At 37.6% G+C, this 26,862-nt stretch carries 26 protein-coding genes; 10 read left to right on the plus strand and 16 right to left on the minus strand.

All coding sequences use genetic code 11. The features are described 5' to 3' along the window. Positions 1-72: 72 nt before the first annotated feature. The 4 genes from V7121_RS00480 to V7121_RS00495 all read right to left on the minus strand — a co-directional run bounded on the left by V7121_RS00480 (position 73) and on the right by V7121_RS00495 (position 5,004). The gene (locus tag V7121_RS00480) at positions 73-792 is read right to left on the minus strand and encodes a DUF5131 family protein (protein ID WP_335545366.1); all 720 of its coding nucleotides are present in this window, start codon (positions 790-792) and stop codon (positions 73-75) included. 54 nt (positions 793-846) lie between these two features. After that, a complete protein-coding gene (tcmP, locus tag V7121_RS00485; protein ID WP_335545368.1) occupies positions 847-2,010 on the minus strand; it encodes a three-Cys-motif partner protein TcmP in 1,164 nt (387 codons plus the stop codon). Between the two features lie 1,100 nt (positions 2,011-3,110). Beyond that, on the minus strand, positions 3,111-4,481 hold the full coding sequence (locus V7121_RS00490) for a DUF4367 domain-containing protein (protein WP_335545370.1): 1,371 nt from the start codon (positions 4,479-4,481) through the stop codon (positions 3,111-3,113). Further along, the gene (locus V7121_RS00495) at positions 4,456-5,004 is read right to left on the minus strand and encodes a sigma-70 family RNA polymerase sigma factor (RefSeq protein WP_335545371.1); all 549 of its coding nucleotides are present in this window, start codon (positions 5,002-5,004) and stop codon (positions 4,456-4,458) included. The genes V7121_RS00490 and V7121_RS00495 overlap by 26 nt, the downstream gene beginning before the upstream one ends. 633 nt (positions 5,005-5,637) lie before the next feature. Here V7121_RS00495 and V7121_RS00500 point away from each other — a divergent pair. The 7 genes from V7121_RS00500 (at position 5,638) to V7121_RS00530 (ending at position 10,743) form a co-directional block, all read left to right on the plus strand. Beyond that, on the plus strand, positions 5,638-5,778 hold the full coding sequence (locus V7121_RS00500; RefSeq protein WP_335545373.1) for a hypothetical protein: 141 nt from the start codon (positions 5,638-5,640) through the stop codon (positions 5,776-5,778). 52 nt (positions 5,779-5,830) lie between these two features. Then, positions 5,831-5,998 carry a hypothetical protein gene (locus V7121_RS00505; RefSeq protein ID WP_335545375.1) on the plus strand — a complete coding sequence of 56 codons (168 nt, stop codon included), beginning with the start codon at positions 5,831-5,833 and terminating at the stop codon, positions 5,996-5,998. After that, complete coding sequence (locus V7121_RS00510) at positions 5,999-7,414, plus strand: recombinase family protein (RefSeq protein ID WP_335545377.1); 1,416 nt, start codon at positions 5,999-6,001, stop codon at positions 7,412-7,414. It abuts the gene before it with no gap. Then, entirely contained in the window at positions 7,411-8,886 is a 1,476-nt protein-coding gene (locus V7121_RS00515; protein ID WP_335545378.1) for a recombinase family protein, read from the plus strand. The genes V7121_RS00510 and V7121_RS00515 overlap by 4 nt, the downstream gene beginning before the upstream one ends. 221 nt (positions 8,887-9,107) lie before the next feature. Beyond that, positions 9,108-9,269, plus strand: coding sequence for a hypothetical protein (locus V7121_RS00520; protein ID WP_335545380.1), 162 nt, complete (start codon positions 9,108-9,110; stop codon positions 9,267-9,269). Beyond that, a complete protein-coding gene (locus V7121_RS00525; RefSeq protein WP_335545382.1) occupies positions 9,266-10,420 on the plus strand; it encodes a recombinase family protein in 1,155 nt (384 codons plus the stop codon). The genes V7121_RS00520 and V7121_RS00525 overlap by 4 nt, the downstream gene beginning before the upstream one ends. A gap of 68 nt (positions 10,421-10,488) precedes the next feature. Beyond that, on the plus strand, positions 10,489-10,743 hold the full coding sequence (locus V7121_RS00530) for a hypothetical protein (RefSeq protein ID WP_335545384.1): 255 nt from the start codon (positions 10,489-10,491) through the stop codon (positions 10,741-10,743). Positions 10,744-10,762: 19 nt separating this feature from the next. Here the strand turns inward: V7121_RS00530 and rlmD are convergent, their stop codons facing one another. From rlmD to cax, 10 genes are all read right to left on the minus strand, one after another. Beyond that, positions 10,763-12,151: a 23S rRNA (uracil(1939)-C(5))-methyltransferase RlmD gene (rlmD, locus tag V7121_RS00535; RefSeq protein ID WP_335545385.1), complete on the minus strand. Its 1,389-nt coding sequence runs from the start codon at positions 12,149-12,151 to the stop codon at positions 10,763-10,765. Positions 12,152-12,247: 96 nt separating this feature from the next. After that, positions 12,248-12,679, minus strand: coding sequence for a hypothetical protein (locus V7121_RS00540; protein WP_335545387.1), 432 nt, complete (start codon positions 12,677-12,679; stop codon positions 12,248-12,250). Positions 12,680-12,744: 65 nt separating this feature from the next. After that, complete coding sequence (locus V7121_RS00545) at positions 12,745-14,112, minus strand: sulfurtransferase (protein WP_335545388.1); 1,368 nt, start codon at positions 14,110-14,112, stop codon at positions 12,745-12,747. Positions 14,113-14,300: 188 nt separating this feature from the next. Beyond that, the gene (pdaA, locus tag V7121_RS00550) at positions 14,301-15,068 is read right to left on the minus strand and encodes a delta-lactam-biosynthetic de-N-acetylase (RefSeq protein WP_335545390.1); all 768 of its coding nucleotides are present in this window, start codon (positions 15,066-15,068) and stop codon (positions 14,301-14,303) included. A gap of 63 nt (positions 15,069-15,131) precedes the next feature. After that, positions 15,132-16,097 (minus strand): nuclease-related domain-containing protein, encoded by a 966-nt coding sequence (locus tag V7121_RS00555; RefSeq protein WP_335545392.1) that lies wholly within the window; start codon positions 16,095-16,097, stop codon positions 15,132-15,134. A gap of 388 nt (positions 16,098-16,485) precedes the next feature. Continuing rightward, positions 16,486-18,030, minus strand: coding sequence for a fumarate hydratase (locus tag V7121_RS00560; protein WP_335545434.1), 1,545 nt, complete (start codon positions 18,028-18,030; stop codon positions 16,486-16,488). A 172-nt stretch (positions 18,031-18,202) separates the two neighbouring features. Then, complete coding sequence (locus V7121_RS00565) at positions 18,203-18,400, minus strand: SE1561 family protein (RefSeq protein WP_335500606.1); 198 nt, start codon at positions 18,398-18,400, stop codon at positions 18,203-18,205. Between the two features lie 123 nt (positions 18,401-18,523). Beyond that, positions 18,524-19,294, minus strand: a complete 771-nt coding sequence (locus V7121_RS00570) for a YfkD famly protein (protein WP_420490692.1) — start codon at positions 19,292-19,294, stop codon at positions 18,524-18,526. 127 nt (positions 19,295-19,421) lie between these two features. After that, on the minus strand, positions 19,422-20,039 hold the full coding sequence (locus V7121_RS00575; protein ID WP_335500602.1) for a YczE/YyaS/YitT family protein: 618 nt from the start codon (positions 20,037-20,039) through the stop codon (positions 19,422-19,424). A gap of 384 nt (positions 20,040-20,423) precedes the next feature. Then, positions 20,424-21,467, minus strand: a complete 1,044-nt coding sequence (cax, locus tag V7121_RS00580; RefSeq protein ID WP_335500611.1) for a calcium/proton exchanger — start codon at positions 21,465-21,467, stop codon at positions 20,424-20,426. Between the two features lie 214 nt (positions 21,468-21,681). On the opposite strand from cax, the gene V7121_RS00585 reads away from it, so the two are divergent. Further along, positions 21,682-22,860, plus strand: coding sequence for an MFS transporter (locus V7121_RS00585; protein ID WP_335545396.1), 1,179 nt, complete (start codon positions 21,682-21,684; stop codon positions 22,858-22,860). 173 nt (positions 22,861-23,033) lie between these two features. Further along, complete coding sequence (locus tag V7121_RS00590) at positions 23,034-24,947, plus strand: heavy metal translocating P-type ATPase (RefSeq protein WP_335500598.1); 1,914 nt, start codon at positions 23,034-23,036, stop codon at positions 24,945-24,947. A 246-nt stretch (positions 24,948-25,193) separates the two neighbouring features. On the opposite strand, the gene V7121_RS00595 is transcribed toward V7121_RS00590, so the two are convergent. Both V7121_RS00595 and V7121_RS00600 read right to left on the minus strand, forming a co-directional pair. Continuing rightward, positions 25,194-26,030 (minus strand): YihY/virulence factor BrkB family protein, encoded by an 837-nt coding sequence (locus V7121_RS00595; RefSeq protein WP_335500596.1) that lies wholly within the window; start codon positions 26,028-26,030, stop codon positions 25,194-25,196. Between the two features lie 27 nt (positions 26,031-26,057). Beyond that, positions 26,058-26,414 (minus strand): YtxH domain-containing protein, encoded by a 357-nt coding sequence (locus V7121_RS00600; RefSeq protein ID WP_335500594.1) that lies wholly within the window; start codon positions 26,412-26,414, stop codon positions 26,058-26,060. A gap of 190 nt (positions 26,415-26,604) precedes the next feature. On the opposite strand from V7121_RS00600, the gene V7121_RS00605 reads away from it, so the two are divergent. After that, positions 26,605-26,829, plus strand: a complete 225-nt coding sequence (locus tag V7121_RS00605) for a DUF1128 domain-containing protein (RefSeq protein WP_335545397.1) — start codon at positions 26,605-26,607, stop codon at positions 26,827-26,829. Positions 26,830-26,862: the final 33 nt, after the last annotated feature.

Here is a 26,862-nt window from a genome sequence, read left to right on the forward strand (position 1 = left end):
CACTCAACGTGTGCGGAGTGTATGTGGCAACACACTTGGTGTTGGTGAGTTTACAATTTCTTAGTAGGAAAGTCAAATATGGGATGGATTAGGAAATTCATCGTAAGTTTCATTATCTAACTCTCTACCAAAACGGTGTTTTTGTACTCCACCCCATTGTTTAAAAAAGAAAGCTACTTTCTGTTCCTTACACTGGTCACGAATTATTCTTACCCATTCACTTTCCATAGGCCTCGAGCCTGGACCAGACTCTCCACCTACTATCACCCAATGAATATCCCTAAGATTGAGAGAGTTTAATGGACCGATAAGAGGTTCACAAGAAAGAAAACGTATGTGTGCAGGTACATTTCTTAAATCATTAATGCGAAACGCAGTTTCTTCATTCTCAACACTAGTTCCAATCCATAAATTTGGGGGCCACGGCAAGTATTTTGCCAACTCTTTAAGTCGTTTGGATCTTTTAGTTAATATTTGATAGGTATGCTGCGGTGTCTCAACTATTGTTTTAAATATTTCTGTAATAAAATCTAATGGAACATCTTCATGGAACAAGTCAGACATTGAGTTCACAAAGACTTTTCTTGGCTTTTTCCACTTATAAGGAAGTTTAAGTAAATCAGGATGAAGTGTAACATTAAATCCATTTTTATATCTAGGATTTCCCATGGCAACTAACCGTTTCGCCATTCGTTCAGCATAGCAATTTTTGCAACCTTGAGATACCTTATTACAACCGGTTATTGGATTCCAGGTGACTTCGGTCCATTCAATGCTAGAATTTCCAGCCATTTTCATACCTCCTTTGGTTAAGTATACCAATACGGCTGATATAGAACAAGTGTTCTATGAAAAATCCATTAAAGTACCCGGCGGATAAGATTTTGCTTTGGATCGTCCCTTAAAATTATTAATTACACCTTTTTCTTCTAAAATCTTTAGTGCTGGCCTTGTAAAATTAGTAATTGGATATATAGATTCCACTAAGGTAAATGCCTCAATTTCTTCAATTGATATATTTTTCAATCCAGTATAATTATTAAAAATTTGCTTACTAAGGAGCTTTATATGCGCTTCTTTATCATTTGATAAAATGGTATCAAAATCAAGCTGTACCATTTGTTCTTTATCATTGTATACATATTGACCAGTTTCATCATGCTTCCACATTGTTTCCTTCATTAATTTTAAGCCATTAATATTTTTTGTTACGTGGAATAGAATCATCTTAGTTTTACCATTCTTCTTTATATCAAAGTGTCTTACATATATAGCTTCTGTCTCATTTAAAATATTGCTTGTGTAAGTTTCAATAATAATTTGTTTTCGTTCGATAGATGATAAATTAGCTACTTTTTCAGATAGTTGATCTAAACTGACTAAACCCATATGATCAGATATCTGGTCTCTAATTTTCTCATTTGGATGCCTGATAAATCTGTTTGTATGCTCATATATAAAGTTTATTAATAGTTCTGAATTCTCATTTTCTAAGTACTTTTTGAACAGACGGAAAGGAGTGGAACTAAACCCAAATGGGTCTACAAAACAAAAACTAGGAATTAGGGAATTACCGGATTTGATTCCTTTTAATATGTCTGTAAGGAATTCTTCGAAGGTCTTATTCTCAACAACTATAGTAATAGTTTTATAATCTGACGACGAAAACAAGTTATTATCCATTGTTTCAAAACCTAATCTCTCAATATTTGAAATCAAGGACTTTTGGTTTTCCGGATCCCATTCATTAAGAAAGATAAAAATTCCTGGTTCACTCCATTTATTTTGAACCGATTGATTATAAAAATCCATAGCTGCTTCTATCATTATTAGAGGAGAGCCTTTTTTACCGTTATCATATATTCCTTTACCCGCAAATCCATCTATTAACAAACATCTCCTTGGCCCGAATCTATTTAAAATAATTTTCCTCATCCAGGGTATAGTATATTTCTCTAGAATAGATAATTTAACTTCGCTATGATCCTGTAATTCGGTAAAAAAGCCCATTCAAAAACCCCCATCAATCATTTATAAGTAAATTTTACCATTACTTACAAAGTGTTACAATATTCCCCTTAATTAAACAAAAAAGCAGTCTCATCTTTTACTCCTACCTGGAGCGTAAGATGAGGTTGCTTTTTATCATGCTTATCAGTTTCAACTGGGAGCCGCTGCTCTCTTTGTAAAATAATTCTTCTTTTTACTTCTGTTAATCATCAAAATTATTCTCTTAGCTAAATCTTGCACTTTGATCTTCAATAGGTTGTATTAACATCACAATGATAAATCCCATCTGGGTCAGAGAAGCCACCTCTGCCAAAATGCTGTTACTTGCTGGTACCGACATGAGCGAAACCGGAGAAAAGAATAACCAAAATTGTGGGTAGCCCTTAAGCCACATTAAACAAGAGGTCAGGTGAGCTGAGCCAATGCGACAAAGAAAATCAGCGTAGCAATCATCAGTCAAGGTCTTTTCTGCTGTTTCAGACCGGATTGCTAGACTTAGAGGAGCGGGAACGGCTTCTTGCAGTAACGGTTCGGTTGGAGTTTCGATTGGTCAAGGCCAATGGTACTTGTCATGAAGTAAGTGGGCGAAACACTTACGCTAGTAATAGCTATGGGCAAGTTGAAGAAATTCAGGTATTAAACAGCAGCAACATCGGTTCCCTAGCTTTGCACTAAAGTATATTGTCCCTTGATAAAATACCACTTCCTCTGTTCTAGAACCCTCTGTTCTAGAGACAGGGATGGGTATTATTCATATCAATAGCCCGCATTACCTAAAAGCATATATGCCATCCCGCCACTCCCTATTAATCTGTTAGCAAAATACCTACAAGAGAAAAAACGTGACACATCAACCGAAGTACCTGCTTGCAAGTAAATGATTGATATACTTTCTTACTACATATTCGAAGTTTGCTACAGAGGCTTGTCCTCTTCGGATTTAGGTTCCCTTTTTGGCGGATAACCAAGTTCCGGTGTACTATCCTAATAGAGGGCTATAGACATATACATATTTTTCAAGTTTAAGGCTATTGTTTGAAAAGATTCTTCGCAATAAAAAAAGCTGCTAAATAAGCAACTTTTTCCATTTTTTGTTTTTACTATTGACGAATATCAATCCACCAACGATTTTTCGCATTCATGTCTTCAGTGGCACCACTGTAATGGAAAGCATCAAGGAAGATTGAATCTAGTTTATCCTCATCTACAAAATAACCTAGGTTAACCTTTATTGTTTGTCCAGGCTGGATACTGCCAATATTGTAAAAGCTTTTTCCGTTTCCGTGAGGTTCTAGATAGTCAACTTCGCCCGTCATAATACTATCTTCGGCGATTCCAACTTTTCCAGCATAGCTCCATGCATTCTTTTCGGATTTAAGCACTTCTAAAGATGGATGCATATAGATTTCTTCTATTTCCTGTTTGCCAATATTTTTCACTGTTGTTGTCAAGTAGACAAATTTCAGATTAACTAATCTCGATTCTATTAATTCGTCAACAGAATCTTTACCATTTCCTACTTTATATACATCCCGTTTGTACGGTAACAATTTATTTGTCTGATCTAAAGCCTTATTCCCGCTTAGTATTTCTAGTCCCAATTCATTAAAGTTCTCTTGTTTAAAATCATTGATTGAATTAAAGACTTCAACTTTTTCAATCACATATTCAAGCTTGTCTCCCTCATCTATGGTTACTGGAACTGTTTGACCTACGCTAAATAGTTGTTTGCTGTCTTTTTTCAAAGGAATAACCCTTGATTCTGTTGGTTCCTTCTCTTTACTAAAAAGGGATCCATCATAATCCACTGTGTATGTTGCCTTTTCCTCCGTTGTGGGTTCAAGTGAAATGCTCTCTATGACTTTCAACATTTGTTCATCACTTACATCAGTTCCAACATAACTTTGTAACATCATCCCCTCCTCTTTAAATAAGAGAAAGACCTGTCTATCAAACATTACATTTTTGTTTCCAGTATCTTTAGTAACAATTACTGCCTTCCTACCATTGATCTCCTTTTCTTCGTAGCCGTTTGCATACAAAGTTTGAAAATCAGAATTTTTCCCTAATCTCCATAGAATGAATGAAAATCCACCATTTGCATAGTTATCTTTAAAGGAATATTTCATATCATTAGTCTTTTCGCTTACTTCCATATTTTCTGGTAAATAGCCGATTTTCATCTTATACCAACTGTCCTTTTTGAAAATCTTATTTGCCACTGAAATATTCACTCCATAATTTTGTTTTTGGACAATCATATCATATGCTTTTACAGCACCGAAAGCGGTCGTCGGTATGCCAATTAATAAGCAGGCAGCGACAACTAAAATACGATTCCTTTTACGCTTGACCTGCTGTTTTCTTGTATCAGAGTCCAATGAAAAGTTCGATATAATCGTATTAAGCTTATCAGTCGGAACATCAATCATGTCAATGTCTTCCTTAAACGATGGAATTTTGTCTGTCATCACTGTAAACCCCCTTCATTTTCTCCTTAAGTTTGTCTAACCCACGCCGGATATTCGTTTTCACCGTTCCCTCTGGACATTTAAGCATCGAGGCGATCTGTTTAACTGAATAATCTTGATAATACCTTAACAGTAAGACCGTTTTATATTTTTCCTCAATTTCATCCATTGCTTTAAGAAGATCAATATGTACATCAGAATTGAAAGATGAGGTATCACTAGTGTTTTCCAACACTTCTTGATTGATTGGAACTACTCTCTTTTTCTTTCTTAATAAATCAATCGCTGTATTAATCAAGATACGCGTCATCCATGTGGAGAAATATTCGTCATTTTTTAGTTTTGACAGCGATGCAAAAGCTTTATAAATCGTTTCTTGAAACACTTCTAATGCATCATCTTCATTCCGCATATACACATATGCCATCTTGTACAATTTTTCCTTCTCAATATGAATTAATGTCTGAAATGCATTTATATCACCTTTTTTAGCTTTGGATATTAAGTTCAACTTAGTTTCCAATATGGCACCTCCTTTTCGTTTTCGTATATTAGATAAAACAGACACAAAAAACGATTCAAATAAAGCATAACTTTTTAAAAAACTAGGAAAGATTTGGAGATTATATGAACGCATCGCCCTTTGGGAGAATTCAATAATTACTCATTTTATGGATAAATACTAACAATCCTCTTCTATTAAATAAAGTAGAATTCGCCATAAAATGAGAAAACCCTACTTCAAGAAAACTGCCCCGGTGTTTACGAAGCCACCAAACCTTAAGAAATCTCTCTGACTGTTTAAGGAGGATTTCTTTTCGGTTCCGTACACTTAATTAAATCCAGAAAATTGATTTTCTCTATTGACATTTAATATGAAATGGTTATGTTCCTTTTGCGGGTGGATAAACTACCGAACAAATTTATTAAATGGAGGAAGCAAACCATGAAAAAAGCTCAGAGAAATACTACTAAAAAAAAAATTCGAAACAATACACAAACTGCCATGCAGCGCCTAAGAGATAGAGGGATGCTTTCATGAGTGCCAATCACTCCCCTTTTATTAACAAACTAAAAAAGCCTTTGGAAAATGGAACTTTATCACCGTTTCTCTACGATAGCTTTAAAGATTACCAGAGTCAAAGGAGGGATAGGAATGAAACCCCAGCAAATTGCAATTAGCAATTTCCCTGGCCGAAATCATGGATATATTACGATCTTGAAGAAAAAGGCAGGACAGGAAGGTTATGTCCAGCTCTCATTTGACCTTTCCAATAAGGCTCCATCAAAGAAATAAGAGAATAATTTCCACCTCTGCCTGAGAAAGATAACGGGTGGAGGTGATTTTAATGAGAAGGCGCGTGCAATTGCGTTCAATACCGGAATTAAGCCCGGTTTCAAATGTGTGGATTCAACACTTGATAGGCAGACTTCTAATCGGAGAACTAAATATCCCACACAGACTGCAGGCAAAATTGCTATATGAATTATCCAGAGAAAGAAAGGATGTAAATTAAATGAATTCTATTAACAGCCAGAAAAAGCATGTTTTCTTCCGACGAGTGAGTACAGCAGGACAAGATATCATAACACAGGAAGCCGCAGACCTGCCCTTCCGAGAGAAACTTTCGGATGACGAAATTTTGATTATTGATGAAATAGCCACTTCCGCAAACAAAAAATCGATCAATGAAAGGCCAGAGATGCAAAGGCTCATTTCATTGGTAAAGGATAAGAAGGTACACAGTATCTATGCCTTTGACCGCAGCCGCTTGTTCCGTGATTTTTACGAAGGAATGGAATTTAATGACTTACGCGCCAAGTATGATGTCCAAGTGATTTACACATCTGTGGGGAACGGAAACATGCCAGCAAGTGATGATGTTTTCGTAGAAGGTTTACTGAGCATGTTCAGTGACATTGAGGGGAAAAACATCGCTCGCAGAAGCCGGGAGGCAAGATTAAGATATCCGGCTAAAAAATTTGGTTACCAAAAACAAAAAGAGACAAAGCGTTTTTTACATGACTCTTCTATGAGTGAAGGCATACAACAATACTTTGCGGCTCTTAAGGAAATTCGTTCCCTTGATGATTTGTATAAGGTCACGAAGGAATATCGGAAAAAATTCAAAAAGACTGACGAACAATTAATTTCCATGGCTACGGATCCATTTTACGCCGGATATGACCTGGAAAAGGGGACAAATAGGCTCCAGCATGTTACTCCTTTTATTTCTATTGAGGAATTTTTACAACTTCAGAGAGCCAAAGGAGAATTTTTCAAAGCAATTCTTGAACGAAAAAAGTCGCTTAAGTGTCAAAACATTTACACTCCCTGTTGCGGTTACTGCCGGAAACCTCTTTTTTACAAGATTGAAGAAGAAACCAACAGCTCATATTATTCTTGTTCTTCAAAACTGCACCCCAAGGTCACTGTATCATTTTCAGATCTCTCTAAAATAATCCGGGGCATTTTGAGTGAGATAATTCAAAACTTCAATGCAGATAAACTAATTAATCAATCTATCAATTGTTATAGGACAATTAAAAAGCACCTAGAAGCGGAAATGGATAGCATTGACCAAAACCTTAATGGAATCATAGAGGAATTGGTCCTTGGATCTGATGATTATTCTGCCGACTGGAAACAAAACCCTATGTATAAACGAAAACAGCTTTTAAAACAGGAATATCATAACTGTCTGGAACAAATCAAAGAAAATCAAAACGCACTCCAAAAAAACAAATCTGTGATAAAGGTGATTGAAGGGGCATTAATAAACCAGTCTAATATGAATCCCTCTATGCTCTGTGACATGCTCATAAATGAAATTTGGATTTATGGGGATAACATTCAGGTAGATGTTTTCTATTTTGATTATCTACAGGAAATGGAGAAGGAAATTATTTTTGAAGGAGAAGATATAGCATGACTTTAGCATTCGGTTATATCCGCCGTTCCTCATATAAACAGCAGGAAAACAATAGTGTAGAAATACAGAAAGCACACATCCTGGAGTATGCCCGTAGGAAAGGACTGAGTGTCCCTGAAGAATTTATCATTATCGAGGATGTTACGAGCGCTTATAACAAACGAGCTAATCAACGAAAAGAGCTTATGCGACTAAAGGAAATGATGGTAGAAACAATGATTCCCGCCGTGATCTTTTATGAAGAATCTCGGATGGACCGAACAGCTTATACATTTGTTTTGGACTTCTATCGGCCATTGAAGGAAGTTATCCCGGACATATTAATATATACAACCAATTCCGAAAATCCCTTCAATCCAGATAATGAACAAAACAAAATTGCTCTTTTACTGTACCGCCAAGAATCAGAAATTAAATCACACCGTGCTGTTGGAAATTTGATTGCTCATTTAGAAGCCGAGGATAAGACCAGGCCAGGCTCGAAAGTACCTTTCGGATATAAGCAAGTTAAAAAAATGCTTACTCCTAATGAAGATGCTGAGATTGTCACTTTTATCTATTACCTTCATAGCTGGGGTGTATCAATGGGAAAAATAGCCTCTATACTTAACGAAGCTGTAATTCCTTCACCATCCGGCAAAACATGGAGACCTAGTACCATAGAAAACATTTTAAATAACCCTGTTTATACCGGCATGCTAATATGGGATATCCAAAAATCAAAGACTGAAAGGAAATACCAATTCCCGGATTTCCATGAACCCTTAATTGAAAGCTCCCTTAAACAAATAAGTGATATTAATATTCAGCTTCAAAAGGATTTCGGCCGACTGGATACTCCCTTTCTCTTTTTAAATAAACTCACCTGCGCTGATTGTGGTGATAAACTAGCGAACCAAAACGGTTCAACCAAAAGGAACGGCATTTCATATCTATACCAATATTATGTTTGCCGAAACTGCGACTACAAACTAGCTATCGATGAATTACATGAAAAGCTCTTGCCCCAAACTTTCAAACATGTTCAATCATTTATAACTGCACAAACAATGAAAGCAACATCGGAAGTATACCTTTCAAAATTCCAAAATGCCATCAAAAAAAATATAGCCAATTTAAAAAACTCTATTGACAAAGCTCATTCAAAGGGTTGTATTGCAAAAGAACAAGGTGACAAGGAGATGGAAGAAGCAGCAACCTTCTTACAGTTAAAGTACCAAGCCTCAATTAATAACCTTGTTTCCTACTCAAAGTCAGTAGACGACTTGAAAGGAGCGCTAGACTCAGATGCCTTTTTCCATCGTTTCAACCAGCTTCTAGATTCTTCTCTGGCTATTACAGAGAAAAGGCTAATAATTCTATACTTTGTGGATGAAATATTAATATCGCCGGAAAAGCCCCCAAAGCTTATCTTTTGCGATAACTTTTTTGAACAATTACTTCCATTGGATAAACTCCAGAAACAAGGGTGAATTCATATGGACAAACTACCGAACCATATCGAACTCGCCGGCATACAGAATACCGACATTACCTAAGGGCCCTGTCTACAGGGCTTCTCTTTAAGAAATGTTCGGTATTTCATCCGAATTGGTATACCAATTTGGATAAAGTACAGAAAGATATTACTAGTATGGATAAACAACCGAAAAATATACAACAAATAGAAATAACTCAAAGGGAGAGGCAATCTATGAAGGTCATTCGTTCTTATGCAGAACCAAACAAAGCGGTTAATGTAAAAAACCTAATTCAACAACTAGTAAATATAGAATTGGAAAAAGTGGTTAATACTATGTCCGTAAACTCACCAGCATCTCATGAAAAAATTACTCTAGGCGGTGATTGTGCATGAGATGTGCAGTATATGCTCGTGTTTCAACAGAAATGGATTCGCAAAGGACATCGATTGACAACCAAATAGGCATATTCGAAAATTACGCCGCTGAGCGTGATTGGGAAATCGTAAAAATTTATACGGACAAACAATCTGGTACGAAAGGAAATCGGCCGGGTTTAAAAGCTCTGATTGAAAACGGAAAAGCCGGTATGTATGATGTTATATTGGCGAAAGAATTATCCCGCTTGGCGCGTAATGGCCGACTATCATATGAGCTTCGTGATATTTGCCAATTCAATAACATTCATATTGTTTGCTTGGACAATTCCATTAACTCTATTGAAGGGAATGTTCAGAACTTCGGTTTATTTGCTTGGCTATATGAGAACGAATCAGCCAACAGCAGCCGCCGTAACAAACAAGCTAAAAAAGTAAAGGCGCAACGTGGATTATTTGTCGGCTCTAACCCTCCATACGGTTACGATTGTGAAAATGGAGTCCTTAAAATTAGAAATGACAATTCTCCAAACATCGTCCGCCGAATTTTTCAAGAGTATTTAGACGGTACTGGGATGGAGACGATTGCGAAAACATTAACAACAGAAGGTGTTCCAACCCCATCACAAATAGCAAATAAGGCAAATGCTTCGAACCTATGGCATGCTTCCAGTATAAAATTAATCTTGAATAATCCTCATTACTGTGGGGATCTCGCTCAGGGTCGAACAGAAACAATCTCCGTTACCTCTTCGAAAAGAAGAGAGTTGAGTGAAGAAGATACTGTGATTATTGAAAATACTCATGGAGCCATTATTCAGAGAGAGACGTTTAATGCCGTACAAAGTATGATGCAAAGTCGGACAAGAACAACGACAGCGCCGAAGAAGCACCTTTTTACCAACATCCTTTATTGTGAGGAATGTCAAAAAGGCATGTGGTTTAAAGCCAATCAAAAGGGCTATCGCTGCGGCGGAAACATTAGACATGGTAATACTTTTTGTCTCAATAAGGTGGCCGTTCGTGAAAAAGAGCTTATGCATGTAATTATGGAGGATCTACAAACGCTTTTTAACTCCTTAAAAGAAGAGTCCTTTTTGAATGCTCTAATGAATAAGCTAAATATCAAAAAACGCAATGTTCTCAAAGAGCTAGAAAATCTGAAATAGAGACCTTACGAAATAAAAAGCTCGAATATGTAGACCTCTATACTGAAAATGTCATTTCAAAAGAAGATTTGGTTGAATATCGCGAATTAACGGACAGCAAGATTAAGGACCTTCAAACCAAAAGGGCCGAACTTAATGATAAACTACAGGAATGCGACAACGAGGATTACGCCATTAATATTGGAAAAAGGCTAAAAGATGTCATTAACCTGAAGGAATTAACGCCGCAGGTACTTCATTCCCTGGTGGAGAAAATCACATGTAAGAATGATGGCACCGTCCACATTCAATACAGCTTTGTTAATCCGCTGCAAGAAACGTAATAAGGCAACGCCCGAAGGGTTAGTTGCCTTTCTTTAAAATGAGTTGCGAGATACATTCCACGTGCGCCGTATGCGGAAACATATCAACTGGCTGAATAAATTTCACATCATATTTACCGCTTAAGGCCTGAATATCCTTCGCTAAGGTTGACGGATTACATGAGATGTAAATAAGTTTTTTTGGTTCGGCCTGGAGGATGGTTTGGATTAACTGAGCCTCGAGGCCAGTTCTTGGTGGATCTACTACAATTACATCGGGCTTCCAACCCTTTTTGACCCATTTTGGAAGAACTTCTTCTGCCTTCCCAGGTACATATTTGGTATTGGTTAATCCGTGCCGTTTTGCATTTTTCTTCGCATCCTCTATCGATTCAGTAATGACGTCCATGCCTCGGACTTCTCCAGCTTGGTCCGCGAGCCATAGCCCAATGGTACCCACTCCACAATAAGCATCAACCACTTTTTCTTGGCCAGTCAGAGCAGCAGCTTTTTTGACTTCATTATAAAGCTTTACCGTCTGAACAGGATTAAGCTGGAAGAAGGTCCTCGCTGAAAGCTCGAATTGGAGGTCTCCTAGTGTTTCTTGGATAAAATCCTCACCCGCCAATGACAAGGTTTCCTCACCAAAAATGAGGGAAGTCTTTTGACCATTGATATTCTGAACAATTGATTTCACATTCGGCAGTCGTTTTTGGATTTCCTCAATGATCAGATCTACCTGTGGCAATTCCTTTTGTGTTGTGATCAGGACTACTTGCAGCTCCCCTGTTTGAACCCCAACCCGAGTAACAATCGTTCGAACAATCCCTTTTCTAGATTTTTCATTATAAATAGGGATTTTTAATTCCTCTAAAATCCGTTTAATTGCTGCTGTTGCTTCATTTGTTTGGGCGTGTTGCACCGCACATTCGTCAATGTTAATCAACTGATGGGAATTAAGGCCATAAAGTCCAGCCAGCACCTTGCCATCGATTGCCTTCACTTGAAAACTGCTCTTGTTTCGGTAACCCCACGGCTCTTCCATTCCAATCGTTTCGCGGATATCAAGCTTGTTGATGTCTACTTTTGTATGGCGTTCCAGTGATTGGATGATAATATCACGTTTTTCCTTTAACTGTTGATCATACTTTAAATGCTGCAGTTGACATCCACCACATTGATCATAGACCGGGCAAAGCGGTTGGACACGATGTGGGGATTTAATGCGGATTTTTTTGATTTTTGCCTCAGCAAATTTAGGGTTAATTTTTGTTGCTTCAACGACGACTTCTTCTCCCGGAAGAGCACCTGGCACAAAGACGACCTGCTTTTTAAAATAGCCCACACCTTCCCCATTGATTCCAAGTCTTTTAATCGTAAGCGGAAAGGTTTGATTCAGTTCAATTTTTATATTTTGTTCTGTTTTCATCTATTTCACTCCAAGTTATTCCATATATTATCTGGATAAGTTCATTTTAATTTTCCCCGTATTATAGCATGTTTCACACAGAAAAACCGAATTCCATTAGAAATTCGGTTTTTCTCGGTATTCTTTATCCCTGTGCTTGTTTATATAGTAAAAATATATCATCCAGCCGTATTGAACGATTATCATGATAAAGAGTCCAATAAGAAAAAAATGATAAGCATGCAGTTCTAGTTTTAACTGAATAAACAGAAGTCCTACCATATTGATAAGCGCCGCAAATAGAATTGCCATAAATCTTCCTTTTTTTATAAGGAGAGCAATACATATAATTGCCCCTGCTGCCATTATGAAGGTGAAGATTTGCACATTTAAAGGAGTAAATAGTCCCAGTTCAAACTCTTGTTTTTTAAAAGTTAGATATCTAGCAACTCCCATTTTTTCAGAGGAAAGTTCTTCAAGAACGATTGCAAAAATTATACCCGAAAATTGAAGGAGCAGAACTTGGAATAAAAATATTCTTTTGATCATAATAAAATCTCCTATTAAAGGTAGAAAAAGACAATACCAAACGGATCGTCTTTTCCTCAAATAAATTATTTCTTGTTAGGCTCACCTTTTTCAACAGGGTTAGAAGAATTCATACTCCATTCATTCCATCCACCGTCATAAAGTGCAATATTCTTTAAGCCTAAAACGTCAGCATAAAACAGGACTTCCGCAGCTCGCCAACCTGTTCCGCAATAAAAGGCTAGTTTATTTTCAGGCTTTATTCCATCTTTTTCCCACATAGCTAAAATATCAGCTCCGCTGCGCATGGTGTTATCGATATTTCTGAAATCTTCAAGATTGCCTGAATCAGAGCCAGCATGTCCCCAAACTGCTCCAGCTAGACGCCCTTTTGCTTTTATATAATCATACCCAGAAATTTTCCCAATATATTCATCCCAACTTCTAATATCCACTAGCGTGCTAGTATCTTTATTGGCTAGAATTTCTTTGGCTTCTGGCAAGTCAATAATATAACCTGGATTTGCAGGAACTACAGCTCCAAATGCTGGAACAGATTCTTTTGAATTTGCCTTTGTTTCTACATCGTAACTTGCATTTTTCCAAGCGGTGAATCCACCATTTACAACTCTAACATCTTTAACACCCATATATTTTAAAATTACCGCAACCCGGAAAGCCGGCATTGAATCACTGCCATATAATACAACGGTTGTGTCTGTTGTAATACCATTTTTTAATGCAAATTTTTCAAGTTCTTTATCTTTAAGACGATTCCATACAGGTCCTTCCTCAACTTCATCGGTATTAATATGAACCGCACCTGGAATATGCCCAGCTTTATAATCCTTGGCCTCATCGCCCCAGCTTGCTTCAAAGATTTTATAAGGCTTTCCATTGTTGTTATTCTTCGATAAGTCATTAACCCATGAAACAGGAACTAGCATTTCGTAATTTGGATAGTTTTCCATTGCCAAGTTTTGATTGGCTGCCCAATCTTTCACATCATATGTAAATAGTTTTTTAAAACCTTCCTTATTAAGAAAATCTGCAACTGTTTGTGCATCTTTCCCGTTGGCATCATATAGAATGACATTTTTATCGGAAGTGATACCTTTACTTTTTAGCGTATCTGTTAATTTTTTTTCCTTTTGGTCAACCACTACCTTTAGCCAGTTTGCAGAAAAATCAACCGCCCCTTTAATATGGCCACCTCTTTGGACACCATCTAAAGGCCAGCCATTGAATGCATCATTTGATCTAGTATCAACGATTACCCAATCATTTTTTCCAATTTTCGTTTTTAAGTCTTCTGTTTTCATTGATTGAACTTGATTAGTTGATTCTTTTTTCTTACCTTTTTGATTACTTGCTTTTGAAACATTTGAGCAAGCTGATAATACTAGTAAACAGCTTAGCAACAAAAATAAGATTGCTTTTCTACGAAGTACCACTACATTTTTCCCCCTAAAAATATTCACTTTTGATTACATTGCTATTATAAATAAATAAAACTTTTTAAGAAATTCATCCTATCTATCAGTTAAATGATTATTAATCGGTTTTCTGATTAGCACTATAGTTGAATTGTTTTGAGTGCAAAAAAACCGAATTTCATTTAGAAATTCGGTAGGTGGTATTTTTATTTTTTCTTCGGAAAGTCATCAAGGCTTTTGAACTTGTAACCTTTTTTCTTTAAGTCCTGAATCGCCTTTTCAAGGGCATCTGCGTTGTCTTTTGAGACGGTGTGTAAAAGGAGGATACAGCCGGGATGGACCTGCTTCATGATATTGTCGTAGGAATACTGCCAGCCCCTTTGCGAATTCACATTCCAATCGACGAATGCAAGTGACCAGAAAACATGCGTGAATCCCTCTTCCTTAGCAATCTGCATTGTTCTTTCACTAAATACCCCGCGTGGCGGACGAAGGTATTTCATTTCTTTTTGACCCGTCAATTCCTTCGTTTTGACACGGACTTTTTCAAGCTCTTCACGAATTCTTTCGTCACTTACAGTCGTCAAATCGGGATGATGCCAAGAATGGTTGCCGATAATATGCCCTTCTTTTACCATCCTTTTCACGATATCCCCTGCCGAAAGCAAATAATGCCCCGTTACAAAGAAAGTTGCGGGTACCTTTTCCTTTTTTAAGACATCCAAAATCTGTGGGGTATAGCCTTGTTCATATCCGTTATCAAAAGTTAGGTAAAGCGTCTTCGAATCGGGACTACTTTTATAAAAAGCACCGTATTTTTCAATCAACTGATCAAGCTGGGCTCCTGCTTCTGCTTGCTGTTCATTTGCCCCTTTTTTAAAACCCCAATGAACCGGCTGATTGGATACAGCCGCATATGTACTCTGAGGGATTATTAAAAACAGCAAACAAAAGATGCAAATTAATCTTTTCATCCATGTTCCCCCTATTTTTGTTTATCTTAGTGTTTGTATAAAGGAGGAAAAGATTATTAGTATTTATAGGAAATTTTGAGGCTGATGGTAGACGCGGCTTTTCGTAGTTCCTGTGAACGGGAAGCTTAATGAAGACATAAAGTACGTGGTTATTCTTGTAGATGGAAGATGAAGGAAAGTACGTATCTCCTTGTTTGTAAATGATGAATGATTTAGTAAGAAGTAATCCTTAATTGCATCTATATGCGCATCTTGCGATATAAAATGACAAAAAGGACAAATCCAATTTTTCCTATTATATATCATTGCAAATTGAAAGCAATAAGGGCATTGAACACCTGTAATTAGTTCAAAAGGGTGTATACTAAATTTCTCTAGTATATCTGTTAGTAATGGGGTATGGCTCTTTAAAAGGAGCCTTTTAATTTTCTCAATTGTTCTATGATCAAGAATAGCTTTATTAAGGTGATGATAAAATACATCTATTTTTCCAAGTAATTCACTCACTCGGCAAATCTTTTTTTCCGCAATTGCGTAACCAGGGCTAATACATAATTCGGTAGAGGATTTACAAATAGCTACTAGCGAGTCAATTGGCATTGGAGGGATTTTGTGTTTTTCAAAAAAGTACGTCAGTAATAGGTTATGGCGCTGGGCTTGTGCAATTGGATTATCATAAACGATTCGTTTGTCCATAAACTCTTGTATCATTTGATTTTTTTCGATAATTAATTTTCCTGAGTTGTTCTTTCCATCAATCATAAGAATTCCGCTGGGGGATAGAAGGAGTGCATCAATTTGAAAGTAGCCTTCACCATATGGGAGGCGCAAGTCGTGGAAAATGTAGAACCTTTTATGCGGAATTTGTCCTAAATAGTAATGCATTTTCCTTTCTCCATTATATCCTGATCGTAAATTTTTAATAAAAGTCCTTAACTCTAATAGAATGGGATGATTTTGTGATATTCTTTTTTCCAATGTCTCGGCTTTCCTTAAATTAAGGGGAACAGAAAGGTCTTTAACAAACAAATTAATACCTCCTTGGTATCTTTTGGGATTAGGTTTCGCTTATTTATAACATGTTTCCTTAAAAGCTAGTATGAATTTTATATGAATTTTGATCATTTTGTTATTTTGGGGGATATATTAGTGGGGAATTTTACAATTTAGGAGATAATTAAACAATTCGTAAGGTTTATTTTACAATACCTCAATTTATTTTACATAAATAGCAGTTAATTGAACACTATTTGGAAATTAATTCCTAATCCCAAGAAAACCTGTTAATAATTTTTCAAAGTTAAGGATATTTTTACAAAATAGAGTATTATTTATACAAAAACGGAAATAATTCCCACCTCCTGTATTTAGACAAAAAAATAGACGCACCCGACTGTGCGCCTATCCCACTACACCTTTATTTAAAAACCGCTTCCTTAAACTGAGCCAATTTTTCTAATGAGCTCTTATCAACGTCAGCATGCAGGCTGTTTCCGTGTGAGTCCATTGTAACTACCGCCGTGAAGCCCTCGACACGCAGATGCCACATTGCTTCCGGGATACCAAATTGCATTAGGTCGACGCCCTCAACACCTTTGATACAGTCTGCATAATACTGTGCCGCACCGCCAATCGCATTTAAGTACACGCCGCCGTGCTCTTTCAATGCAGCCAACGTTTTTGGTCCCATACCGCCTTTACCGATAACGGCACGGATCCCAAATTTCTTCATGATGTCACCTTGATATGGCTCCTCACGGATACTTGTTGTCGGGCCGGCTGCCTTTACGTGCCACGCTCCAGCTTCATCCTTCAACATAACTGGACCGCAATGATAAATCACTTGTCCATTTAAATCAACTGGCGCATCATGGTCGCTTAAATATTTATGAATGGCATCGCGGCCAGTGTACATCATACCGTTAATCTGAACAACATCGCCAACCTTTAGTGAACGAATCTGTTCTTCAGAAATAGGCGCCTGAAGAGAAATTACTCCTTCAGATGTAGCGGCAGTTTCCTTCACAGCGGCCTCTCCCTCAGCAAAATCAATGAATTCGCCGTCTTGGTACATCCATTCATTAATTTCACCTGAAACAGGGTCTACTGCGACTCCCAAACGGCGGAATGCCCAGCAATTATAGGCAACAGACACATAAAAGCTGGCAGGAATACGATTCATCACACCAACTTTACAGCCTAAAAGGGTCGCTTCCCCACCAAAGCCCATGGTGCCGATTCCTAATTTATTCGCATTTTCCATCACATACTCTTCTAATTTACGAAGATCCTCGTTTGGATTCACATCATCAACTGAACGGAATAATTGTTCTTTCGCTAAATCGTATCCAGAAGAACGGTCGCCGCCAATCCCCACGCCGATAAAACCAGCGCTGCAGCCTTGTCCTTGCGCTTGATAAACTGAATGCATAACACACTTCCGAATTCCATCAAGATCACGGCCGGCACGGCCTAATCCGTCTAATTCACATGGAAGACTGTATTGGATGTTTTTATTTTCACAACCGCCGCCTTTTAAAATTAGACGAACGTCGATGTAATCCTTTTCCCATTGATCGAATTTAATTACAGGCACCCCTGCACCAAGATTATCCCCACTATTTTCACCAGTTAGCGAATCAACCGAGTTCGGGCGCAGTTTGCCTTCTTTGGTTGCCAGCACAATCGCATGGCGGATAGCTTCTTTTATTTCTAACTGATTTACATCCACAGGCGTCTTAATTTTAAAAGTGGGTAACCCCGTGTCCTGGCAGATTGGTGAAACTTGGTCATCCGCCATTTTGATATTGTTGGTGATCGTTGCTAAGCTCATCGCCGCACTTGTGCCAGCGTTTTCAATTTCCTTCGCCCGTTTCACGGCCCGGCGGACATCCTTAGGAAGTTTTGTTGAAGTTTCAACAACAAGCTTGTACATACTTTCTTGTAATTTAAAAATATTCAATTCGAGTACCCCTCTCCCATGTTCCCCAGTAATCTTTTTCAATATTACAATTTTTTGCACGCTTATATTATACTCCTATAACCACTAGAATTAAAGTGCAAGCGCTCCCAGGCTAATAAAGCAAAATCGCATACTAATTTTGGCTAAACCCCATAAAAAAAGAGCCTGTTGGTTAAACAGACTCACCCACTTCACGGTTATTAAATTCTCTGCACTTTGATTCCATATCATCTAGCATCGAAATTAAGCGATCAATATCTTCAAGATCTGTATCTTCCGGATCAATGGCATCGAGTACATCAATAAACATGTTTAATCGTTGTTTAAGAAAATTCACTTGTGTATTCTTATCTTCAATCGGGCTACCCAAGCTGGTTCACTCCTTTCGCTAACGTTTTCATCCTACCGAAAAATTGCTGTTTTGACAATCGATTAATAGTATTTTGCCCAATTTTATAAAAAAATTAGACTCCTGCAACCAGGAGTCTGCTTTTTAGCGTGGTCGTTCAGATGCCGCAAATCCAAAGGAAACATAATCTTGAACAGGAATCCAAGCACCGATTCCTTGGGAAGTGACATTTTTAATCACTATGAACTTTTTACTTCCTTTTAGCATCAAATAAACTTCGCCATAGGTTACTTTGCCCTTTTCATTCACGCCCGGTGCATATGCATATAAGTATCCTAAACGGTTCGGCGGGATGTTATAAATATGGTCATTCTTCGTGCCGGCACCAATAATTGTATCGAATGCAAGTGGGAGATGCGTTTTTTCCATTGCCTTTAAAAGCATCATTTTTTTCACCGCTTCTGCACTCGCAATTTTAGCAGTCAACCCGCCTCTGATAATCTTTTGTGACTCCTGAACATACTTGATTTGATAGGGTACTTTTCCGCCGCGATTATCAAAATAATTGGTGTTAATCTTTTGGAACTCCCAGTTTGGAGAAGTTTCCGATGATTCGTAATTTAAGGGCCACTGACCTAAATAGACGATGGCACGATAGCCAATCGCAAAAGGTGTACTATTAATACTCGATTCGTTCAGCATCCGGATTAAATCAGGATTTTCAATCTTTACCCTTGAAGAATTGATCAACTTCTTTGTTAAATCACTTGGTTGTAATAAGGGCAGATCCTGAGTTGAATTCGGATAGGTATTTTCCTTGGTTATGTTCCGGACCGAAGGAGGGACCTGATATTTTACAGATACTTTTTGGGCAGCGCCCTTTTCAGCGAAGGCTGAAGGAATAAAGGAGAACATTAATAGCATTGTCATTAGTACAGCGACATTTTTCTTCACTGGTTTAACTCCTTTCACAAATAGCATTAATCAGTCTGCTACTAGTTTTTTCGGAGTTGATATTTTTTATCCATACAAGTAAGTAATTTCAATATTTAGCCTGAAGCCGTCCCATTAATTTTTCAAAAAATGGGAAAAACAATTGAATGGCAGGGCCGACAGTAAACGTAATAATAATCGTTCCATAAGAAATAGGACCATGTAGAAAGAATGCCGGAATCAATGCAGTGATTTCCCCAATTGTTTTTGCAACCATTAGATTGACCCGAAAACGTTCTTTTATCGCTAACATAAAGTTATCAATTGGACTCTGCGGAAATTTCGCTTGGATGTAAATGGCCGCACCAAATCCAATAATTAATATTCCTGCCAACAGCATTACTAATTTAGGAAAAAGCTGGTTAACTTCAAATAATGTAAATACGGTTCCCAGCCAAAAATCAACTAACGAGCCAATGACAATAATAGTAAATAATGAAAGAAGATTAGGCCGTTTTTTTAATAATAATGAAACCACAACGACTAAAAAAGCACCATCAATCATGACCCATTTTCCCACTGATAGCCCTACCTTTTCAGTTAGAGCTACATTAAGAGCATCCCATGCCCCTACACCTATATCGGCTACTTTAATGGTCATACATACACCAAAAGTCATGATACTAAGGCCAAAAATAAAAAATAATAGACGGATGATAAATTTCATTGGTCACTCCTTTAAAATCGGAAAAAAGTCACAGAAATGTAATATTCAGAACATTTACAAAACTAAAATTTCATACTATAATAGGCTTAACCTATTAAAAAAGGAGGGCCGTAATCAATCTGCTGACTATTTACCTATAATCATTAAGGAGGTTGGGATTCCCGTCTTATATGAGATGCAACACTCGTGTTCATGTATTTAAATAAACATGAAGGTTGGTGATTGATGTCCCAAACAATAGCGATTGATTTTTAACCCTACTAATTGGATTGTTTTATTATTATAGCACAAGCAAGTCGATTTACCCCGTACATTAATGAATAGAAAATACAATAATAAAGACTCTATGCCATTAGGCTTAGAGTCTTTATTTGTTACTAGGAATTAGAGTAGGAAAAAGCCAATTCCCATTATTATATAGGCTGCAATCAACGTTAAACCCTCAAACCAATTCGATTCTCCGTCGTTGGTGATAACAACCATTAGAAGAACCGATGATACCATCGCAATTAATTCCTGCCAACTAAACAGCAGTGGCATCGTCGTTTCAAAGAAAAGAGAGACAAGCACCAGCACAGGTAAGACGAACATTGCAACTTGTAAGGTAGATCCAATTGCAATTTCCACCGCAATATCCATTTTGTTTTTAAATGCCATTACCACCGCAGAAGCATGTTCTGCTGCATTTCCCACAATTGCCACGATAATTACCCCGATAAACAATTCAGACCAACCGAGGGTCTCTCCTACATATTCAAAGGTATGTACAAGGTGCTCAGAAATGTAGGCTACAGCTAAGGTAGCGATAAAAAGGACCGCAATTGCTTTTCCTTTGCTCCATTCAGGCACTTCCTCATCCTGATGCGCCTCCGTCTCTGGACCAGGCTGATATACTCCTCGGTGGGTAACCAACTTAAAGAATAGTGCAGCTAAATAAAGGACAATCAAAATAACTGATATGCCAACACTTAAAGAAAGAGTTTTCGTATCGCTCATGTTTATTGAAAAAACCTCTGGAATGACAAACGCAATAATAACAGCAAACATGAGCAATCCTGAATTATGTCTGGCATCATAGACATTAAAGGTTTGCCGTTTAAATTTAATTCCACCGATAAAGAACGAAAGCCCTGCAACAAGCAGTAGGTTACCTAATACAGAACCTGTTAACGAAGCTAGAACGATACCAATAAGGCCGGCTTTTAATGAAAAAATGGAAATAATCAGTTCGACGGCATTTCCAAAGGTGGCATTTAACAGGCCGCCAATTCGTGGTCCTGCAACAATTGCAAGACTTTCCGTTGCCCTCCCCATAAAACTCGCTAAAGCAATGATTGTTAAACAGTAAATTATAAATAAGATGATATTTGACCAATGCATTAATGAGCCAATAACAGAAAGCGGCACCCCAATGAAGGTCATGATCATAAAAATTCTGTTCACTGTATTCCCTCCTAATTCTTTTCTTTCTCACAAAGATTTGTAGTCTAAATCTTTTTTCCTTTTGTTCCTTAATTTACCTAATTTTATTTCAAAAGTCTAGGTGAGTTTTTTTCACTTGCAAATGGATGACTTTCTCGTTACCATCAATTACGAACTAGGTAAATTATTTGAGTGATGAAAGTAGAATTGAGGGCGTTCTATGAAGAAAGATAATTTTCGCTTTTGGATTCTTGTTAGTATCGTGGCAATATCAGGTTTTTCGCAAGGCATGCTACTCCCCTTGATTGCCGTAATTTTTGAGAAAAACGGCGTTTCGCCTTCGTTAAATGGCTTAAACGCAACGGCATTATATATTGGAATTCTATTAGTATCCCCTTTTATGGAAATGCCCCTAAGAAAATATGGGTATAAACCAGTGATTATCTATGGCGGCGGACTCGTCATTCTCTCACTCGCCTTATTTCCTATTTGGGAGACGTTTTGGTTTTGGTTTACCCTCCGACTACTGATTGGAATAGGTGATCATTCTCTTCATTTTGCAACGCAGACCTGGATTACATCATCTTCTCCAGCAACAAAACGGGGAAGGAATATTTCACTATATGGATTATTTTTTGGGATTGGCTTCGCCTCGGGGCCCTTAATGACAACTTTAGTTAATGTAAATCAATCATTTCCTTTTATTGTCTCCTCAATCTTATGTTTTATTGGCTGGATTTTTGTCTTTTCCCTTAAAAATGAACTTCCTGAGCAAGATGTAGGCATTAATTCGTTTCTTGCTACCATTAAACAATTTAGAAAAGCATTAAAATATGGATGGGTTGCATTTTTGCCACCTTTCTCTTACGGCTTTTTGGAATCCTCCTTAAACGGAAGCTTTCCTGTCTATGCCCTGCGAAAGGATATAGACGTATCAAGTGTTTCCATGATATTATCTGCCTTTGCAATCGGCAGCATTATTACCCAGCTTCCATTAGGAATTTTAAGTGACAAATATGGGCGGAGAAATATATTAATGACAATTCTTTTCCTTGGATTTTTTAGCTTCACCGCTGCGATATTCCTTGAACATTCCTTTATTGGTTTGTTTGTTGTTTTCCTCATTTCGGGAATGATTGTCGGTTCAACTTTTTCGCTTGGAATCAGCTATATGACCGATTTAGTACCAAAGAGTTTATTACCGACAGGCAATTTGTTATGCGGTATCTTTTTCAGTCTCGGCAGTTTAAGTGGTCCCATTATCGGAGGCTTGTTTATTAAATTCATAGAAAATGTGAGTTTCTTCTATATCATTAGTTTAATGCTTTTGACTTTATCGATTATTATTTTCGCTTTTGGTAAAAAGACTTATTTAGTGTTTGAACAACAAGAGTCTTAACTTAATAATTGTGAAGCAAATTCATATCTAGTGCATAGAATATGTGGTAAGATAATATTAAATAGAGAACTTATAAGACCATGCTGTCATCCCTTTGATGACAGCTTTCGTGCTTTTTAAGGGGATTGACTTTGATTATTCTTATCAATTAGAACCATTGAGGGGGGAGAAAGATGAGTTCCGAAGCAAAGGCGTTAACAAAGAGTGTTCACAGATTTCGGTTCTTCGAAAAAATCAAACCGCATGCAGAACTAATTGCAGCGGGTTTAAGTGGTGTTTTAATTGCAGCTGGCTGGATTTATGATAAGTATGGAAATGGCGCTGATTCTATTATTGCTTATCTGTTAGCCTTTCTCATCGGCGGATTTGCAAAGGCAAAAGAAGGTATCGAAGCCACCTATGAAAATAAAGAACTAAATGTAGAAATGTTAATGATTTTTGCTGCGATTGGTTCGGCAATTATTGGTTATTGGACAGAGGGTGCGGTATTAATTTTTATCTTTGCTGTCAGTGGTGCCTTAGAAACTTATACAATGAATAAGAGTCATAAGGAAATTTCCTCGTTAATGAAACTGCAGCCTGAAGAAGCATTGCTCATCACGAATGGTACTGAAAAAAAGGTTCCTGTATCGGTGTTACGTGTAGATGATTTAATATTAATTAAGCCAGGGGAGCGCATTCCAGCTGACGGGATTATCGCCAAAGGACAAACCAATATCGACGAGGCAACCATCACAGGCGAATCCATGCCTGTTTCAAAAGGCAATATGGATGATGTTTTTGCTGGGACAGTTAATATGACAGGGTCGATTACGGTTCAAGTAAAAAAAGCAAGCCATGATACTCTTTTTCAAAAAATTATTCAGCTTGTCCAATCAGCCCAGAGCGAAAAATCACCTTCTCAACTGTTTATTGAACGCTTTGAAGGAACCTATGTTAAAGTTGTCCTTTCTGTAGTTCTATTGATGTTTTTCCTGCCTCATTTTATTTTGGGCTGGAGCTGGCAAGAATCCTTTTACAGGGCGATGATCTTATTGGTTGTTGCATCCCCATGTGCCCTTGTGGCATCGATCATGCCGGCAACATTATCAGCAATTTCAAATGGAGCAAGACATGGAATCCTCGTAAAAGGCGGAGTACATCTAGAAAATTTAAGCCATTTGGGTGCGATTGCCTTTGATAAAACCGGTACACTTACAAAAGGGAAACCTGAAGTAACAGAAGTGATTGTTAAGGATGGTCTTGATAAGGATTCCCTTATATGGAAAGCTGCATCAATTGAAAGCCATTCTAACCATCCACTTGCAAATGCGATCGTTAAATATGTAAAATCCAACATCAACAAAGAACTTCTTCAGCCGGACAGTCTTGAAGATGTACCAGGCTGGGGCGTAAAAGCCACTATTACCGGGGAACAGTGGAAAATTGGCAAGGCTGCCTTTGTCGGTAAAGAAGACGTCGATCAATTTGCAGAGGGGAAAGCAAAAGAACTTGCCAGCTTAGGTAATACCCTTGTATTTATTGAAATCAATGGGGAACTAAGTGCGATTATTGCCATGAAGGATGTCGTTCGCGAAGAAACAAAACTTGCCATTGACCACTTAAAAAAGCAGGGTATCCGAACTGTTATGTTGACTGGTGATAGTGAGAAAACCGCTCGTGCCATTGCCTCTGAAAGCCATGTCGATGAATTTTTCGCTGAATGCTTACCAGAGGTTAAAGTAGAAAAACTTAAGAGTCTGAAAACAAAATATAAAACCGTGGCCATGGTCGGGGACGGCATTAATGATGCACCAGCATTAGCTATCGCCAATGTCGGTATTGCTATGGGTGGTGGAACAGATGTGGCCCTTGAAACGGCTGATATCGTTTTAATGAAAAATGATCTGCCGCGAATTGCAGAGGCGATTGATCTGTCAAAACGAATGAATAGAATCATTAAGCAGAATGTTGTCTTTTCAATTACCGTTATCATGATCTTAATTTCATCGAATTTCTTTCAATTACTCGATTTGCCATATGGAGTAATCGGACATGAAGGCAGTACGATCCTCGTTATCCTAAACAGCTTGCGATTACTAAAATAAATCATATAAAAAAACCGGATGAAATTTTTCATCCGGTTTTCGTTTTAAATGAGGATGTTTTGCTCATTAGTGATAGCCATTTGAACCGTTTGCAGACCCGGAAGTTTTATTCCCTTTACTTCCTTTACCTTTTTGCTTTGTACCGCCGTCTTTTTTGGTCTTCTTTGTCATAATAGGAACCTCCTGAATGTTTGTTAGCTTTCTATCTTAGTTTGAACAGATAGGCTGCTTTCATGAAGGTAACTATTAGCAATTCTTACGATTCCTGTCACTATAAAAAGCATTTATTTCGCCGCCCAAAATAATGATAAATGCCGAAATGTACAGCCAAATCATTAGGACAATAATGGCCCCAATACTTCCATAGGTAAGCGAATAATTACTGATATTCCCAACGTAAAAGGTTAATCCCAAAGAGGAAACAATCCAACCTACAGTAGCAAAAGCTGCCCCAGGGAAGGCACTGCGGCATTTTATTTTTACATTGGGTGCAATCCAATACAATCCTGTAAAAATAAGGAACAGAATAATGGCACTTACCAGCCAACTTAAGGCATTCCAAAGCTTAATAAATTCTGTCGTATAACCTAATTGGGAAAATAGAAAAATTCCGATTTCCCTGCCAAAGACAGGGAGAACAATAGCGAGTATTAAAACAAAGATCATCCCAAAGGTTAAAAGAATGGCCATTCCTCTTGAGACAATAAATGAACGGCTTTCCTTGACATTGTAGGCCTGATTAAATGCCTTTACAATCGCATTAATACCATTTGATGCTGACCAGATCGTGCCGATAATCCCGAACGAAAGCAAACCGCCATTCCGATTGTTCATGATTTCATGAACATTTTTTTCAATAAGGTCCATCGCCTCTACTGGTGCAAAATCTCTTACAACACCCAGCATGTCCTGATGTGGAATTGGAAAATATGGAAGAAGAGTAAATAAAACAATTAGGAGTGGAAACAGGGACAGCAAAAAATAATAAGCGAGCTGTGCACTCAAGCCTGGAAGGTCATCTTCATCGACCCTATGCCAGAGCAATCGAAGTAGAGATGAACGAACATTCCCCGCCTTTTCCATGACCATCCTCCTTTACTAGGATATTTTTTATTCTCCTACTACTTCTTTTAATAGTAGCTCCTCATCACTTTTTGAGAAGGAATCCTTCGTTTCTTTTATCATGTCAGTAACTTGTGGTGTTAATTCCCGTAATTCTTCTACCTTATCTGTAAGGTAGGATATATCTTCACTGACCTGTTTCACGGTTGTCTTTACCTTTTCAGCTGTTTCCTTCACTTTCTCTGCAACCTCACCCGGATTTCTTAAAACATAAGACACCTTTGATGTGGTTTTTTGTACATTTGCTTTCATCACATCGCGTGTTGGTTTATCTAAAAGGCTAATGGCCCCGCCAGCAATTGCCCCAAGTATCATTCCGCGCCAAAATTGATTTTTCTGTGTCATGTTAACGTCTCCTTTAATCCTTGTTATTATCAATAGTACCCCATCTAAAAAATACCAAAACCTACATATTTTTATTTTCCTTGATAGATGGAGTCCGCGCAAGTCCAGATTTACTTTTACTGATTTTTTTATTGACATATAATTTCTTACATGAAAAGATGAACTTATTAATTCGGAAAGGATGACCCTAATGAATTTATCTGAGAAGTCGATTGAAAATGTCGAATATATGATTGAACAAATAAAAGAAAAACTAAAAGTATTAAACCTAGGTGCGATTAAACCTTCCCACTTCGATGAAGAAATGTATGAGGAACTAAAAGAGATTTATGAAATGGTCCTTAGAAAAAATTCATTTAGTCCTAATGAAATGCAAGCACTAGTTGAAGAACTAGGAAGTCTTCGTAAAAAATAAGAAAAGCGCAAGCTCCCTGGTCAGCGGCGTATG

The sequence above is a fragment of the Neobacillus drentensis genome, assembly GCF_036962125.1.
Taxonomy (GTDB): domain Bacteria; phylum Bacillota; class Bacilli; order Bacillales; family Cytobacillaceae; genus Neobacillus; species Neobacillus drentensis_B.